Below are 15,514 nucleotides of genomic sequence, written 5' to 3'. Positions count from 1 at the left end.
GCTACTTTTAGATTTTTTTGATACTTGAAGGAGAGCCTGCAAGGCATGGCTGCTTATTCAAAAAATTCGCATACCCTAAGTCAGAGACTGTCAGGGATAAGCGGATAACTGTGCATCGACGCACAACAATACTAGGGGTATGAGAATGACCGCTGCTGAAAAGCTAGTAGAGACTCAGTTCAAATTTGATGGCGTGATGATCGAGCATGTCATCATGCACCGTATTCATCCGAAATCTCCCGAGAAAGAACTGACCGATCCGACCACCAGCAATAAGGTGATTACGCTCTCACAGCCGGCATTGGATACCCTTCAGAAAAGAATTCAGCATGCCCTCGGAAACAAGTCTCATGGCATAGAAATGTCTATTGCAAGCACAGAGGCTGATAGCTTTTTCCAAGTGGCTTCGGGGATGGTTCACGCGCTCAAAGAAGACTTCATCGAAGAATCTAAGGGGCTGGCCAAATCACTCAGTAAGGCACAACTAAGTACAAACGCTCCAGGCGGGATGCTTGTAGTGATTCGCGGTCGAGTAGGTGAACAAACACTGCCGTTTGTCGCCGTAATCAAGGCGGAACCTCAAGATGGTTTCCGTGCCAAAGAACATGACGGCCAAGTAGATGCTGAGTACCTCTCGGAAATTCTGCTGACGGAGACTCAGCGACTCTACAAAATTGGTTTTCTCGTTGAAGTTGCTAGCACACCTGCTGGCAAGGACGGGCGCTCGGCAGGAGGCTATCGGGCCTTCTTGTTCGACCATCTGATGACAGCAACAGAGACTAGAAGCGCTGCTGCTTATTTTTACAGCGGTTTCCTTGGAATGAGTATTCAGGCGTCATCCAAGAAACTGACCCAAGATTTCTTCGAGTTCACTAGGGCATTTATCGATACTGCACCGATCCCGCAGGACGACAAACTGGATCTACACGAAGCGCTACGGACAGAGTTGAAAAGCCAGGATGCCACCATTAGCGTTTCGGCTTTTGCAACCAAGCACATGCCGGACCCTATACGGGCTGAGTACTCCGGCTTCATGAGTGCCAAAGGGTTTCCTGAAAACGCGATCAACAAAGACACAGGCTATATTCAAGCCAAGCTCAAACGCCGCAGGAAGTATGTGTTTACTAACGGTGTTTGGTTGGTCACTCCACCAGGAGAAGCCAAAGATATGGTCGAAATAGATACGACCAACGATGGCGAAACAGTCGTCACAATTAAGGGTGGCCTTGAACGGCAGCAATAGTGGACATTGAAGCGTTCCAACAATATCTCCAGAAAACTCATTTGTCTTATAAGCAGTGGGGGCTGCATGTTGCCCAAAAAATAGAGGCGCTACTTAGGGCTGATGGTCTGCCGGTAAGCTTCATCAAGATACCTGTAACGCCACGAGTGAAGGCGCCTGAGTCGGCCCTTGGCAAGCTGGGCCGCAAGGGTTACACCGACCCACTCCGGCAGATGACTGATTTGGTGGGTGTCCGCTTTGTTGTGTTGCTCGCGGAAGAAGTGGATCTTGTCTGCGATGCAATTCAAAGAGAAACGTCATGGGATGCCAACGTATCCCGAGATGTCGAAGAAGAAATCAAAAAAAACACCAAAATTTTTGACTATCAGTCGCAACACTTTGAAGTACGGCCACGGGAGCCGATGGTTTTGGACGGAGAGACCATCTCCACTGATATGTGTTGTGAAGTTCAAGTTAGAACCTTGTTGCAGCATGCCTATGCAGAAATGGTTCACGACAACATCTACAAGCCTAGCGGTTTAGTGCCCGTTAAGGCCGAAAGATATGTCGCTCGAAGCATGGCTCTGATGGAAACGACAGATGAGCTATTCAGCCAAACAATGGGGTGTTTGAAAGAAGCAAATGCCCCGCGCGTAGAGCTGCTGAAAGACATCACCGCAATCTATCGCGATAAAGTTGGCGGCCAGTATTTGGCTGCTGATGACAAGAGCGCCATCGTACTGATAGACGAATTCCGTGAGCGACTTAGTGATGGATTGGCGAGCGATATCCGTGCGCTCCTAGAGTGCAAGAAGTACATCCCTTTACAGATCACTAAGCGGGCAGCCTCTGTGCCATTGTTCAACCAAGCAGCAGTATTGTTCGTGTACTGGTTGGCACTCAACCACGATACCGATGACTTAGTGAATAGGTGGCCTCTTCCAGGCTATCGGAGTTCGCTGGACACTATTCTGAGTGATCTTGATCGCCGACCGAGCCGCTGATGCTACTTTGGTTGGTCTGTAAGTTATCTCTTTAAACCCAATTAAAAGCTCTCCTGCAGCACGCCGCCGATTATGGCGGCGTGTTCGTTTCTGGCGCTCAGTCTTCCTGAGCGCCCAGCAGCAGGAAGCGCTATGCGACCTGAAACCCCACGCGGTATCCGCAACTTTAACCCTGGCAATATCGACCGCGTAGCCGGCGTGCGTTGGCAGGGCCAGGCCACTGACCAGAGTGGCGACGCGCGCTTTGTCGTGTTCAACGGCCCGCGCTGGGGCGTCCGTGCTATTGCGCGGGTGCTGATCACTTATCAAGACAAACGCCGCGCCAAAGATGGCAGCCGCATCGACAGCGTGCGCGAGTTCATTGAGCGCTGGGCACCAGCCAGCGAGAACAACACCGACGCCTACGCCAAGGCCGTTGCCAGTGCCCTGAGCATTGGTCCGAATGATGAGGCCGTAGACGTTTACCGCTACGACACCATGCGCGCCCTGGTACTGGCCATCATCCGCCACGAAAACGGCCTCGGCCCACTGCCTGGTGGCGCTTGGTATGGCGAGCCCATTATCGCTGATGGCTTGGCTTTGGCCGGCATCGTGGCGGGTGCGCAGCACGGCCAGCTGCAGGTGGAGGTATGAAGCTGATCGCCGAGTGGCGTCGTTGCCATACCTTCTACAGCGTGCAACTGGCGGCGTTGATCGCCTTGTTTGGTTTCCTGCAGGTCACGCTGTTGCCGATCTGGCAGGTACAGCTGTCGCCCACGGCTTACGCCGTACTCAACAGCCTACTGGCCAGCTTGTTGTTTGTCGCCCGCCTGATCAAGCAGGGGCCAAAGACAGAGGTGTCGCCATGAGCGCACGCATGCTTGGCCGTCGCCTCGGCGGGTTGGCACTGTCGGTGCTTGGCCTCTTGGTGGATGCATGCCGTTGGGTCGACACCTGCTCTGCGGGTAGCTCGGCGGGTAGCTGGATATCGCCGCGTGTGATCCCCATGGGTCGCCCTGGTAAGACAGGCATTGCCGCCGCGCGCCGCCATGCCCGGAAAGCCCGTAACAAGCGCCGAGCACGCCGCCATGCTTGAGCGCCTGAGCACGCCGCTGCCGTCCGGTTTAACCCTAGCCCTGCTGGCCTGCCTTGTGAGCGGCGCAGCAGGTGCTGGCATCGCCTATGGCTTCGGCTACCGCTACGCCGATGCGCAGGGCACCGCAAATTTAGAGCGCCTAGAGCGCCGTTTTTCCGACCAGGCCAGACAGGCCGCTGAGGACAACCTGCTGCGCTATCAGCAGCAGGTAACCCGTGCCAACGAAACCGAGACCCTGCTGCTGGCCACGCAGGATCTGATCGCAGGTAATGCCAAACAGATCGAGGAGCGCATCCCGCATGTCACCACCCTCTACCGGCCGGCACCTGCTGCCGAGCCTGTTGCTATCCCTCATTGCGTTTTCACTGCTGGTTGGTTGCGCGACTACAACCTCGCCCTCGGTGTGCCCGCCCCAGGAACAGGCACCACTGCCATCCACTCTGCGCAAACGGCCTGGGCTGCCCCCGGCACTGACGCCGAACTATTGGAAAGCGGCGTCACCCCAGCCGACATCCTGGCCCACGCCAAAGACTATGGAATATGGGCCCGCGCTCTACACGCCCAGCTCAATGCTCTGCTCGATCTCCAGGAAAAGGACTGACACCACATGGATGTAGCTGACCTCGCGCAAGACAACGACTTCACCGAAGCCGCGCTGCTTGCTCACCAGTCCGGCCTGCAGCGTCGCTCGGGTGTATCCGCTTACCGCTGTGAGGAATGCGGCGATGCCATTCCCGAAAATCGACGCCAGGCCGAGCCCGGTACCGAACATTGCATCGAATGCAAAAGCACATTGGAACAGCTGCAGAAGCGAGGTTTGCGATGAACTTTGAACAACTCAACTTCGGCTTCGGTGCCATGCAGTGGCTGATCACCGCTGCCATCGGTGTGTACTCCTGGTTTATGAGCCGACAGGCAGCCAGTACCCAAGAGCTGCTGGAACTGCGCACGCGCATCGTCGCCCTGGAAGAACAGGCGCGCCATCTGCCAAGCCAAACCTCAATCACAGGGTTGCTGGTTAGCTTAGAGGCTGTGCGGAGTGACCTGGGCGGAATGAAAAATACGATTGGTGGCGTGCAGCGCTCCGTCGAGAACATCAATGCCTACCTGCTTCAGGAGAAGTCGCGAGCATGAGCCAATATGCCGAATACCTGCGCCAGGATATCCGCCTGGTGATCCTGCGCCTGCTGGTTGAAATGACCGCGTACCGCGCCAACAGCTCGGTACTGACCATGGCCCTAGACAGCTACGGTCATACACTCAGCCGCGACCAGGTCAAAACCGAGTTGAGCTGGCTGGCTGAGCAAAGTGCCTTGACGCTTGAGGATGTTGGCCCGGTGTTGGTGGCCACCCTCACTGAGCGCGGCCAGGACATTGCAGCCGGCCGCGCCCGCGTGCCTGGCATCAAGCGTCCGGGGGCCTGACCATGGCTGGCAAGTCATCCATCACCCGCCTGCCACCGATGGTCAAGGCGTACATCCAGAAGCTGTTGCGCGAAGACCGCATGACGCTGGATGACATGCTGTCCGATATCCAATCTCGCTTCCCCAATGAGAAAGCCCCAAGCCGCAGTGCGCTGGGCCGCTTCAAGATGGGTTTCGACGAGCTGACAGAAAAAGTCCGCACCCAGCGTGAGATGGCTGAAGCGTTTGTCGGTGCCTTTGGCGAGGACGCTTCCGACAAGACCGGTGTGCTGCTGGTCGAGGCCATCTCGACCCTGACCTACCAGGCTGCCATGGGTGCCCACGAAAAGGACGAGGTGACCATCGCCGAAGTCTCGGCCCTGGCCCGCGCCGCCAAGGCCACCATGGAAGCCCGCACCATGAGCGTGAAGGAGCGCCTGGCTGTCGAGAAGGCCACAGAAGAGCGGCTGATACGCGAACAGCAAAGCAAGCTCGACGACCTGGGCAAGACCGGAGCCTTGAGCCCAGAAACACTCAAGCGCATCCGTCAGGAGGTCTACGGGCTATGAGCGATAAGCAGCCTGCTATCCAGTTATTCAACTACCAGAAGCAATGGCTGCTGGATCGTGAGCGCTTCAAGATCGCCATGTTCGCCCGCCAAACCGGCAAAACCTTCACCAGCACGCTGGAGATCGTCGATGACTGTTTCGATGTCGAGTCGCGCGGTGGCCGCACTCGCTGGGTGATCCTGTCCCGAGGCGAGCGCCAGGCCAAGGAGGCCATGGAGGAAGGCGTGAAGAAGCACTGTCGCGCCTACAACATGGCGGTGCAGGAGATCGAGGGCGAGTTCAAAGGTAGCAACGGTGAGCGTTTCACCATGTTGGATGTGGTGCTGCCGGGTGGTTCACGCATCACCGCGCTTCCAGCCAACCCCGACACGGCCCGTGGTTTCAGTGCCAACGTGTTCCTGGATGAATTCGCCTTTCACCAGGACAGCCGCAAGATCTGGACGGCGCTGTTCCCGGTGATCTCCAACGGCTGGAAGCTGCGCATCACCAGCACGCCCAACGGCAAGGGCAACAAGTTCTACGAGCTGATGACCGACAAGAAACTCGCCGATATCTGGTCGCGTCATGTGGTCGATATCCACCGAGCAGTGGCCGATGGCCTGCCACGCAACATCGCCGAGATGCGCGCGGCTCTCAATGATGAGGATGCCTGGGCCCAGGAGTTCGAGCTGAAGTGGCTGGACGAAGCCAGCTCCTGGCTGAGCTACGAGCTGATCAACGATGTCGAGCATGACCAGGCCGGACGCCCCGAGCTGTATACCGGTGGGCCGTGCTTTGTCGGCGTCGATATCGGCGCGCGCAATGACCTGTTCGTTATCTGGGTACTTGAGCAGATCGGTGACGTGTACTGGACGCGGGAGATCATCACCCGCAAGCGGGCTTCGTTCCACGAACAGGACGCACTGCTCGATGACGTGTTCGCCCGCTACCGCGTACTGCGCTGCTGCATGGATCAGACCGGCATGGGCGAGAAGCCGGTGGAAGACGCCAAACGCAGTCACGGCTCCACGCGTGTCGAGGGTGTGATCTTCGGTACCGCCAGCAAACTGACCATGGCCACACGTGGCAAAGAAGTGTTCCAGGACATGCAGATCCGCATTCCCTTGGGCGACACCGAACTGCGCAACGACCTGCACAAATTACAGAAAGTCGCTGGCCCAACTGGAGCCCCGCGCTTCATTGCCGAGTCCGACTCAGCGGGCCACGCCGACCGCACCTGGGCGTGCTTCCTCGCCCTCAACGCCAGCGACGGCCCTAATGGCCCAGTCACCGTCAAATCCCGTCGCCCACGTCAGGGCGTACGTATTACCCAGGGGTACGCATGAGCAGCAAAGGTCTGTGGGTTAGCCCCACCGAGTTCGTCCGTTTCAGTGAGCCTGCATCAGGCAAAGGGCTCACCGACCATATCGCCAGCCGCAGTCGCAGCTTTGACTCCCAGGCCTTGGGTATGTACCTGCCCAACCCTGACCCGATCCTCAAGGCCCAGGGCAAGGACATCACCGTCTACCGCGATCTGCGCAGTCAGGCCCTGGTAGGTGGGAATATCCGTCGTCGCAAGTCTGCAGTGCTCGCTCTGGAGCGCGACCTTAAGCGCGGCAATGCCCCGGTGCGGGTCGAGCGCTTCATCAGCGACTGGCTGGCCGACCTCGATCTCGACCGCATCATCCGCGAGATGCTCGATGCGCCGTTGTTCGGCTTCCAGCCAATCGAGCTGATGTGGCGTCCGCTGGGCTTGCACCTGGTGCCCGAGGATCTGCTGGGCAAACCGGCCGAGTGGTTCCTCTACGACCAGGACAACCATCTGCGCTTCCGTGCGCGTGATGCCGGCCTGCAGGGCGAACTGTGCGATCCGCAGCGCTTTGTGGTGGCGCGCCAGGATGCGACCTACAACAACCCCTACGGCTTCGCTGACCTGTCCATGTGCTTCTGGCCTGTGGTGTTCATGAAAGGCGGGCTCAAGTTTTGGGTGCAGTTCACCGAGAAGTACGGCACGCCCTGGGTGATTGGCAAGCACCCGCGTGGCGCGGCCACCTACGAGACCGACCTGCTGCTCGACAGCCTGGAGACCATGGTGCAGGACGCCGTGGCAGCGATCCCGGATGACTCCAGTGTCGAGATACTCGAAGCGGCAGGCAAGAGCGCCAGTGCCGATGTATTTCGCGAGTTGCTGGTGTACTGCCGTAGCGAGATCAACGTGGGCCTGCTTGGCCAGAATCAAACCACAGAGGCCGAGAGCAACCGCGCCAGCGCCACGGCTGGTCTGGAAGTTACCAAGGACATCCGCGATGGCGACAAGAGCATAGTTGCCGCCACCCTCAATGCCGCCATCCGCCTGGTGGTCGACCTCAACTTCGGGGAGAACGTCGCTGCCCCCGTGTATGAGCTGTGGGAACAAGAGGAGATCGACAAGACGCTGGCCGAGCGCGACAAGAACCTCACCGATGCCGGCGTGATGTTCACCCCGGCCTACTGGAAGCGCATGTACAACCTGGAAGAGGGTGACATCGTTGAGGCGCCTGCTGTCGAACCCGATCCGGCCTTTGCTGAGCCGACCCTGCGGCCGATCTTGGATCAGGTCGCGGTCGACCAGGTAATCGACAACCTGCCGGCCGAGCTGCTCCAGGAGCAGGCTCAGCAGGCCATCGCTCCGGTGATCGAGGCGCTGCTGCGCGGTCGCTCGGAGACCGAGGCTCTGGGCCTGCTGGCCGAGGCCTACCCATTGATGGATGACCAGGCCCTGCAGCAGACCCTGACCCGCCTGCTGTTCATCGCCGGTACCTGGGGCCAGTTGACTGCCAGCGCGGATCGGGAGGACTGATGGCCAAGGCACCGACACCAGCCGACCTGCAGGCGATCTTTGGCCTAGAGCCAGAGAACGCCATCGCCTACCTGAAGGCCAAGGACTACGCCATCACCTGGAACTGGCAAGAGATGCTCGATCAAGCGCATGACCAAGCGTTCACTGTGGCCAAAGCGATGCGCCTCGATCTGCTCTCGGACATCCGCGCCGCCCTGGAAACCGCCTTGCAGGATGGGCAAACCCTCGCGCAGTTCATCGAGCAGCTGCAGCCTGTGCTGGAAACTCAGGGCTGGTGGGGCAAACAGGTGATCGTCGACGGTGCGGGCAACGCCGAACTGGTGCAGTTGGGCAGCCCACGCCGGCTCAAGACCATCTACCAGACTAATCTGCAGAGCGCCTACATGGCCGGGCGCAAAGCCAGCATGGAAGACAGCAGCGACAGCCACCCGTACTGGCGCTACGTGGCCATCCTCGACGGCCGCACCCGGCCCAGCCACAGCGCCCTGAGTGGCAAGGTGTACCGCCACGACGATCCGGTGTGGTCGGCGATCTACCCGCCCAACGGCTTCAACTGCCGTTGCCGGGTAACTGCTTTGTCCGGTGCTGCGCTCCAGCGCAAGGGACTCCAGGCGGAGAGCAGTTCCGGCCGCATGCAAACCGAAACAGTGGAGATCGGCGTGGACAAGCGCACAGGTGAGATCCGCACAGCGCAGGTGACTGGTGTGCGCACCACCAATGCAGCCGGTAAGCCAGTGATGTTCCGTACCGACCCAGGCTTCAACCATGCACCAGGTACCGGGCTGGCTGAGGCATTGAAACGCAAGCAGGCCAGCGCTGGCCTGCAGGAGGTTTGAAGTGTTCACCGTCCAGCTGGAACACCAACGTCTGCAGGAAACCCTGCGCACTATCGAGTGGGCCATAGGTGACCTGACTCCGTTGATGCGTGGCATCGCCGCCGAGCTGGCCAGCCAGACGGAGGAGAACTTCGAGGAGGAAGGTCGGCCCGACTGGACGCCGCTGTCGGATGTCACCACCGAGCGCCGGAAGAATTCCGGCAACTGGCCGGGTCAGATGCTGCAGGTAAGTGCTGCCGGGTTGGCTGCATCCATCTCCAGCCAGTCAGACGACAGCTCCGCCCTGGTCGGCAGCAACAAGCCCTACGCGGCCATGATGCAGTTCGGCGGTAGCAAGTCCGACTTCCCGCACTTGTGGGGTGACATTCCTGGCCGTGAGTACTTGCCCATGGGTGCCGATGGCCAACTGCAGCCCGAGGCCGAGGAAGCCATCCTCGACCTGGCCATGGATCACCTGAAAAGAGCCGCCGGCCTGTAAGGCCTTCTGCTGCGTTCTGCGGGGGTATGCGCTCCGGTTCATCGCCCCACACCTCATAGAATCGCTGTAAAGGCTTTATAAAGCCGTATTGCCCCGTCCCCACCCTAGCTCTCGGATGCAAATCCAGCAGCGCATCGCGAATCCCCCAGAAAACTCTTTAAACCCGATTAAAAGTCTGTGGCCGGGTCACAGGCCAGGCTGTGCGCATGTACTACCACCCAAGCGCACAGCCCATGAAGCCAATCCATATCTTCAAGCCCGGTAAGCACGTCGCTATGAGCGGTGCGAGCCTCAATTTCAGTGAATCCGACCTGGCCGCAACGGTGCGCGTCTACGACCCAGCCTTGCACGAAGCGCCACTGGTGTTTGGTCACCCCAAGCACGACGCCCCGGCCGGTGGCTGGGTCAAGTCACTGGCCAGTTGTGCTGACGGTCTGGAGGCCGTGCCGCACGAAATTGATCCGGCCTTCGCCGAGCTGGTGGCCAGCAAGCGCTACAAGAAGATCTCCGCTTCCTTCTATCACCCTGACTCGCCGAGCAACCCAGTGCCAGGCGTTTACTACCTGCGCCATGTCGGCTTTCTCGGTGCTCAGCCACCTGCAGTGAAAGGTCTGCGCTCTGTCGATCTTGCAGAGGGCGAGGAAGGTGTCGTCGAGTTCTCAGACTACGGCCACGAAGTGGGTGCCAGCCTTTGGCGGCGCATGCGCGACTGGCTGATCTCCGACCGTGGCTTGGAGGTCGCTGACCAGGTCATCCCCGACTGGCAAATCAAATCCCTGGACGAAGTCGCACGCCGTGAAGACGAGCCGCGTCCCTCCTTTTCCGAACCAACCACCACCACGGCCGCAACCACCGAGCCATCCACCCAAGAGGAAAGCACTGTGACGCCCGAAGAAATCGCCGCTATCCAGGCTGAAAACCTGCGTCTGCAGAACCAGGTGCAACTGCACCAGGATCAACAGCTCAAGTCCCGCAAGGACACCACCCATGCCGCCAACGTGGCGTTCGCGGAGGAACTGGTGGGCACGGGCAAGTTGCTGCCTAAACACACCGCCGCACTGATCGCCGCTCTGGACTTCGCCGAAGACGGTGATGCACCGCTGGAGTTTGGTGAAGGTGATGACCGTCAGCCGGTGTCTGCCGGCCTCAAGGCCATCTTCGGTGACCTGCCGCAACAGATCGACTTCGCCGAGCAGGCCAGTGGTGCTCGCCGTGGTGGCGCTGTGCCGGCCGCTGATCTGGAGTTCGCCGAGAAGAACACCGACCCCGACCGCCTTGCCCTGCATGCCCGTGCACAGCAACTGGCCGTGGATAAGAACATCCCCTACGAGTCGGCCGTGCGCCAGCTCATCAACCACTAAGGAGTTGACCAGCCATGGCTGACCGTCTCAAGCAACTGCGGATCGTCGATCCGGTACTGACCAACATCGCGCGCGGTTACCGCAACGCACAACTTGTCGGCGAGGCGCTGTTTCCGCTCGCTGACATGGACAAGGAAGCGGGCATCGTGCCGCTGTTCGGCAAGGAAGCATTCCGCCTGTGGGATACCGAGCGCGCCATTCGCGCCCAGTCCAACGTGATGACCCCGGACGATGTGAACACCCTGGACGTGGTGCTGCGTGAGCATGACCTGGCCTACCCGGTGGACTATCGCGAGCAGGCCGAGTCGATGTTCGACGCCGAATCCCGTGCCGCCAAGCGCGTTAAGGAGAGCATCGACCTACGCCGCGAGGTGGCCTGTGCCAGCTTGGCGCAGAACACCAACACCTACCTTGCTGGTGGGAAGGTTGCACTGGCTGGAGCCAGCCAATGGAGTGCCAATGGCGGTGATCCGATCCAGGTGATCGAAACCGGTAAGGAAGTGATGCGTTCGCGCATTGGTATGCGGCCCAACACCATCTTGATGGGTGCCTCGGTATACGCCGCGTTGAAGTTCCACACCAAGCTGCAGAACGCACTCAGTGCGGGCGACAAGAAACTCCTCACTATTGAGCATTTACGCGCCTTGTTCGGCATCCAGAACATTGTGATCGGTGAAGCGCTGGCCGGCGATACCGCCACGGCGGATATCTGGGGTGACAACCTGGTACTGGCCTATGTGGCTCAGCAAGGTGCAGGCGAGAAGTCGGACTACGAGACGCCGTCCTTCGGTTACACCCTGCGCAAGAAGGGCATGCCGGAAACCGACAAGTACGACACCAACGGCGGCAAGGTGCGCTACGTGCGCCACACCGACATGTACAAGCCCGTGGTGGTCGGCGCTGACGCCGGTTACCTGATCTCCGGCATCATCACCTGAGGTGAGCCATGACTGATAAAACCAAGGCCTACCGCGTTGTAGGCATCGATCTGGACATCGACGGCGAGCGCGTGCCCGAGGGCAGCGAGATCGAACTGGTGGCCGAGCCGTCACCCAAGCTCGCTCGCTACTTGGAGCTGCTGGGCACCGTAGAACCCTCCAACCCAGAAAAGCCCACCAAGCCTGAGGCTCCGGCCAAGGCCGAGAAGCCCACCAAGCCTGAGGCTCCGGCCAAGGCCGAGAAGCCGACTAAACCTGCGGCTCCGGCCAAGGCCGAGAAGCCGGCTGCTGATGCATCGGCCACGGGTGATAACCAGGGCAACGAAGGCGACGACAAGAAGGCCGCCGACAACGCTGAGGAGAACAAAGCATGAAGTCGCAACAAGTGATTCTGACCACTTCGGTGGTCGCTGCAGCCGACCTGATTCGCCGTCGCTTCGTTGGCTTTGACGGCAACGTCTGCGCCAATGGTGTTAAAGCGCTGGGTGTGGCTGAGGCTGATACCGCTGCTGGAAATGTGGCTCCGGCCAATGTGCTCGGCGTGATCCTGGTCGAAGCCGCTGCAGCCATCTCGGCCGGTGCCGAGGTGCAGTCTGATGCCAGTGGCAAGGCCATCACCAAGGCGGCTGGTGTCAGCAACGGCATCGCCTGGGACGCCGCTACGACGGCTGGCGATGTGATCCGCATCGTTCGCGGTATCTGAGGTTAGCCATGCACTACTGCACCCGCACCGATATCGGCAAGGCCATCCCGGAGTTGACGCTGATTCAGCTCTCCAACGATGACCCTACCGCCGAGCTGCCCGATGAGAGCGTGATCGAGGACGGCGTCCGCCAGGCTGAAGAGCTGGTGGACGGTTACCTGCGAGGCCGCTACGACCTGCCGCTCGATCCGGTACCGAGCGTGCTGCGCGATGCCGTGGTGTATCTGGCTCGCCATTGGTTGTATCAACGCCGCCCCGAGGGAGCGCTCCCCGAGGCGGTGAAGGACAGCCGTAAGGACACCCTCAAGCTGCTGGAGAGCATCCGTGATGGTGTGGTCACCCTGGGCATGCCTACGGGTGAGGCGGCCCCGGAGCCGGGCAAGATTCGCGCCCGTGCTCGCCGTCAGCAGTTCGGCAGTGACCTCCTGGAGCGTTACTGATGAGCCAGACCGAGCAGCTCCTGGATGCGATTGTCGAGCGGCTGAAAACCGCAATGGGCCGCGACCTGATGGTGGAGCTGTTCCCGGAGAACCCGGCGCAGTACCGCCTCAACCATCCGCGCGGCGCTGTGCTGGTGGCGTTCGGCAAGTCCACCTTCGGTGGTTCTCAAGCCACCGATGCAATGTTCCAGGAACGCAACCTGGTCATCAGCCTGACCCTGGTGTTTCGCCAGCTCAACGGCAAGGACGGTGCAGTCAGTTACCTGGATAGCATCCGCGGCACGTTGACGGGGTGGTGGCCACCGCATTGCGACCAGGCATGCCGCCCGGTCTCCGAGCGTTTCATTGGTCATCTGCAGGGCGTGTGGCAGTACGGCCTGGACATCGCAACCCGTGCAACCCAATTGCAATCCATGGCACCAACGGCGGGCGCACCGCTGTTGCCGCCCACCTTTGAGGGAACCCTATGAAACTCAAACGTTACCGCTACTCCGGCCCACAGAGCGCCGCATCGCTGCGCGTCGGTAAGTCTGGTGAGTTGCTGGATGTACAGCTACAGCCTGGCCAGCCCGTCGACCTTCCGGCAGACCATGAATACACCCTGGTACTGCTGGCGTTGAAACACCTTGAGCCGCTGGCGGATGAACCCGCACCGACCGAGAAGAAAGGAGATAAAGCGTAATGGCTGCCAACTATCTACACGGTATTGAAACCCTGGAAGTCGAGCGCGGCCCGCGTGCCATCCGCGTGGTCAAGTCTGCGGTGATCGCCCTGATTGGCACCGCCCCGGCTGGCCCGGTGAACAGCCTTACGCTGTCGCTGAATGATCGCGATGGCGCGCAGTTTGGCCCTGAGTTAGCTGGTTTCAGCATTCCGCAAGCGCTGGGCGGGATCTATGACTTCGGTGCGGGCACCGTCATTGTGGTCAACGTTCTCGACCCGCTTATCCACCGCACGGACGTTGTGGCTGAGGCAAGTCAATTCGGCAATAACGACCGCCTCCAGCTGGCCCATGGCGCACTGCAGGTGTTGGCGCTTAAGTCGAGTGACGGTGCCACCACCTATCAGCTCGACACCGATTACACCCGCGACCTGTTGAGCGGTGTGGTGGTGCGCAAGGCAGGTGGCAGCATTCCAGCCAATGCCCAGGTGAAGGCCGATTACACCTACGCCGACCCAAGCAAAGTGACCTCGGCCGATATCATCGGCGCGGTGACGATTGCCGGCCTACGCACCGGCCTCAAGGCATTCCCGGATAGCTACAACCTGTTTGGCTTCTTCCCCAAGCTGTTCATCGCACCAGGTTTCTCCACGCTTAGTGCGGTTAGCGTTGATCTGATTGCTGCAGCAGAGATGATGGGCGGCGTGGCCTACATCGATGCACCTATCGGCACCACGCCGCAGCAGGTTCTGGCTGGTCGTGGCCCGGCCGGTAGCATCAACTTCAACACCAGCAGCGACCGGGTGCGTTTGTGCTATCCGCACGTCAAGGTGTACGACGCTGCTACCGATGGCGAACGCCTAGAGCCGCTGTCGATCCGCGCGGCAGGCCTGCGCGCCAAGATCGACTATGACAAGGGCTACTGGTGGAGCAGCTCAAACCAGGAGCTGATCGGCGTGGTCGGCCTGGAACGTCCGCTGACTGCTCGGGTGGATGACCCGGACAGCGAGGTCAACCTGCTCAACGAAGCGGGCGTGACCACGGTGTTCAACAGTTTCGGTACTGGTTTGCGCCTGTGGGGTAACCGCACGGCCGCTTGGCCGACCGTGACTCACATGCGCAACTTCGAGAACGTGCGCCGCACCAAGGACATTGTCGATGAGTCGATCCGCTACAGCTCGCTGCAGTTCGTTGACATGCCGGTTACCCAGGCGCTGCTCGATAGCGTGACGGAGAGCGTCAACCTGTTCTTCCGCAAGCTGATCGGTGACGGCGCGTTGCTGGGTGGCGAGTGCTGGTATGACCCGGCACGCAACCCACAAACGGAGCTGGAGCTGGGGCATGTGTTGTTCAACTACAAACTGACGGTACCGTTGCCATTCGAGCGCGGCACCTTCGAGACTGAGATCACCGGGGAATACCTGGCCAACCTGAAGGGGACTGCATAAATGGCAGGCGTAAACGCACATCGCATCACCAACGCCAACCTGTACCTGGATGGTCAGGATTTTTTCGCCAAGTCCGAGGAGATCGAGCTGGGCAGCGTCAAGGCGGTCATGTCCGACTTCCAGGGGCTGGGTATGGTTGGTTTGATCGAGCTGCCGGATGGCCTCGACAAGCTGGAAGGCAAGATCGTCTGGAACAGCCTGTACAAGGAAGCTGGCAGCAAATTGGCCAGCCCCTTCAAGACAGTGCAGTTGCAGTGCCGCAGCAACGTCCAGGTGTTTAACAACAGTGGCCTGGTGGACGAGATTCCGCTGGTCACCCTGATGACCATCATGCCCAAGGAGTACAACCTGGGCAGCTTCAAACCGCGCGACCCCTCGAAGTTCGAGACCCCGTTCTCGGCCATCTACGTGCGCCAGCTGCTGAACGGTGAGGAAGTACTGCTGCTCGATTACCTGGCGAACATCTTCCGCGTCAATGGCGAGGATCAGTTGGCCAAGTACCGGCGCAACATCGGGCAGGCATAGCTGTAACGGATGGGCATGGATGCCCAGGACACG

At 59.9% G+C, this 15,514-nt stretch carries 23 protein-coding genes; all 23 read left to right on the top strand.

Annotated features, from left to right (window positions below; translation table 11 throughout):
• The first annotated feature begins 145 nt into the window (after positions 1–145).
• Entirely contained in the window at positions 146–1,243 is a 1,098-nt protein-coding gene (locus tag WF513_RS09070; protein ID WP_339079058.1) for a nucleoid-associated protein, read from the top strand.
• Complete coding sequence (locus WF513_RS09065; RefSeq protein ID WP_339079057.1) at positions 1,243–2,226, top strand: RelA/SpoT domain-containing protein; 984 nt, start codon at positions 1,243–1,245, stop codon at positions 2,224–2,226. Before WF513_RS09070 ends, WF513_RS09065 begins: the two co-directional genes overlap by 1 nt.
• Positions 2,227–2,358: 132 nt before the next feature.
• Positions 2,359–2,859, top strand: coding sequence for a structural protein (locus WF513_RS09060; protein ID WP_339079056.1), 501 nt, complete (start codon positions 2,359–2,361; stop codon positions 2,857–2,859).
• Positions 2,856–3,074, top strand: a complete 219-nt coding sequence (locus WF513_RS09055; RefSeq protein ID WP_339079055.1) for a hypothetical protein — start codon at positions 2,856–2,858, stop codon at positions 3,072–3,074. The genes WF513_RS09060 and WF513_RS09055 overlap by 4 nt, the downstream gene beginning before the upstream one ends.
• Positions 3,071–3,301 carry a hypothetical protein gene (locus WF513_RS09050; RefSeq protein ID WP_339079054.1) on the top strand — a complete coding sequence of 77 codons (231 nt, stop codon included), beginning with the start codon at positions 3,071–3,073 and terminating at the stop codon, positions 3,299–3,301. Before WF513_RS09055 ends, WF513_RS09050 begins: the two co-directional genes overlap by 4 nt.
• Positions 3,294–3,902 carry a lysis protein gene (locus WF513_RS09045; protein WP_339079053.1) on the top strand — a complete coding sequence of 203 codons (609 nt, stop codon included), beginning with the start codon at positions 3,294–3,296 and terminating at the stop codon, positions 3,900–3,902. The genes WF513_RS09050 and WF513_RS09045 overlap by 8 nt, the downstream gene beginning before the upstream one ends.
• Positions 3,903–3,908: 6 nt before the next feature.
• The gene (locus WF513_RS09040; RefSeq protein WP_339079052.1) at positions 3,909–4,127 is read left to right on the top strand and encodes a TraR/DksA C4-type zinc finger protein; all 219 of its coding nucleotides are present in this window, start codon (positions 3,909–3,911) and stop codon (positions 4,125–4,127) included.
• Entirely contained in the window at positions 4,124–4,435 is a 312-nt protein-coding gene (locus WF513_RS09035) for a DUF2730 domain-containing protein (RefSeq protein ID WP_339079051.1), read from the top strand. Before WF513_RS09040 ends, WF513_RS09035 begins: the two co-directional genes overlap by 4 nt.
• Positions 4,432–4,725: an ArsR family transcriptional regulator gene (locus WF513_RS09030; protein ID WP_339079050.1), complete on the top strand. Its 294-nt coding sequence runs from the start codon at positions 4,432–4,434 to the stop codon at positions 4,723–4,725. Before WF513_RS09035 ends, WF513_RS09030 begins: the two co-directional genes overlap by 4 nt.
• Positions 4,726–4,727: 2 nt before the next feature.
• Positions 4,728–5,273 carry a phage protein Gp27 family protein gene (locus tag WF513_RS09025; protein ID WP_339079049.1) on the top strand — a complete coding sequence of 182 codons (546 nt, stop codon included), beginning with the start codon at positions 4,728–4,730 and terminating at the stop codon, positions 5,271–5,273.
• Positions 5,270–6,598, top strand: a complete 1,329-nt coding sequence (locus WF513_RS09020; RefSeq protein ID WP_339079048.1) for a terminase family protein — start codon at positions 5,270–5,272, stop codon at positions 6,596–6,598. Before WF513_RS09025 ends, WF513_RS09020 begins: the two co-directional genes overlap by 4 nt.
• A complete protein-coding gene (locus tag WF513_RS09015; RefSeq protein WP_339079047.1) occupies positions 6,595–8,091 on the top strand; it encodes a DUF935 family protein in 1,497 nt (498 codons plus the stop codon). The genes WF513_RS09020 and WF513_RS09015 overlap by 4 nt, the downstream gene beginning before the upstream one ends.
• Entirely contained in the window at positions 8,091–8,927 is an 837-nt protein-coding gene (locus WF513_RS09010; protein WP_339079046.1) for a phage minor head protein, read from the top strand. Before WF513_RS09015 ends, WF513_RS09010 begins: the two co-directional genes overlap by 1 nt.
• Before the next feature lies 1 nt (position 8,928).
• Positions 8,929–9,405 carry a phage virion morphogenesis protein gene (locus WF513_RS09005; RefSeq protein WP_339079045.1) on the top strand — a complete coding sequence of 159 codons (477 nt, stop codon included), beginning with the start codon at positions 8,929–8,931 and terminating at the stop codon, positions 9,403–9,405.
• A 233-nt stretch (positions 9,406–9,638) separates the two neighbouring features.
• Positions 9,639–10,766 carry a peptidase gene (locus tag WF513_RS09000; RefSeq protein ID WP_339079044.1) on the top strand — a complete coding sequence of 376 codons (1,128 nt, stop codon included), beginning with the start codon at positions 9,639–9,641 and terminating at the stop codon, positions 10,764–10,766.
• A 14-nt stretch (positions 10,767–10,780) separates the two neighbouring features.
• Positions 10,781–11,704 carry a hypothetical protein gene (locus WF513_RS08995; protein WP_339079043.1) on the top strand — a complete coding sequence of 308 codons (924 nt, stop codon included), beginning with the start codon at positions 10,781–10,783 and terminating at the stop codon, positions 11,702–11,704.
• 8 nt (positions 11,705–11,712) lie between these two features.
• Positions 11,713–12,078 (top strand): hypothetical protein, encoded by a 366-nt coding sequence (locus WF513_RS08990; RefSeq protein WP_339079042.1) that lies wholly within the window; start codon positions 11,713–11,715, stop codon positions 12,076–12,078.
• Positions 12,075–12,407 carry a DUF2190 family protein gene (locus WF513_RS08985; RefSeq protein ID WP_339079041.1) on the top strand — a complete coding sequence of 111 codons (333 nt, stop codon included), beginning with the start codon at positions 12,075–12,077 and terminating at the stop codon, positions 12,405–12,407. Before WF513_RS08990 ends, WF513_RS08985 begins: the two co-directional genes overlap by 4 nt.
• Positions 12,408–12,415: 8 nt before the next feature.
• Positions 12,416–12,847 (top strand): DUF1320 domain-containing protein, encoded by a 432-nt coding sequence (locus WF513_RS08980; protein WP_339079040.1) that lies wholly within the window; start codon positions 12,416–12,418, stop codon positions 12,845–12,847.
• Positions 12,847–13,317 (top strand): Gp37 family protein, encoded by a 471-nt coding sequence (locus tag WF513_RS08975; RefSeq protein ID WP_339079039.1) that lies wholly within the window; start codon positions 12,847–12,849, stop codon positions 13,315–13,317. Before WF513_RS08980 ends, WF513_RS08975 begins: the two co-directional genes overlap by 1 nt.
• The gene (locus tag WF513_RS08970) at positions 13,314–13,529 is read left to right on the top strand and encodes a hypothetical protein (RefSeq protein ID WP_339079038.1); all 216 of its coding nucleotides are present in this window, start codon (positions 13,314–13,316) and stop codon (positions 13,527–13,529) included. Before WF513_RS08975 ends, WF513_RS08970 begins: the two co-directional genes overlap by 4 nt.
• On the top strand, positions 13,529–14,956 hold the full coding sequence (locus tag WF513_RS08965) for a phage tail sheath subtilisin-like domain-containing protein (protein WP_339079037.1): 1,428 nt from the start codon (positions 13,529–13,531) through the stop codon (positions 14,954–14,956). Before WF513_RS08970 ends, WF513_RS08965 begins: the two co-directional genes overlap by 1 nt.
• A complete protein-coding gene (locus WF513_RS08960) occupies positions 14,957–15,481 on the top strand; it encodes a phage major tail tube protein (RefSeq protein WP_339079036.1) in 525 nt (174 codons plus the stop codon). It abuts the gene before it with no gap.
• The last annotated feature ends 33 nt before the right edge of the window (positions 15,482–15,514 follow it).

The organism is Pseudomonas sp. TMP9, from assembly GCF_037943105.1.
GTDB lineage: Bacteria > Pseudomonadota > Gammaproteobacteria > Pseudomonadales > Pseudomonadaceae > Aquipseudomonas.
Note: the sequence above shows the minus strand (reverse complement) of the source record. Positions and strands in the feature narration are given on the sequence as shown.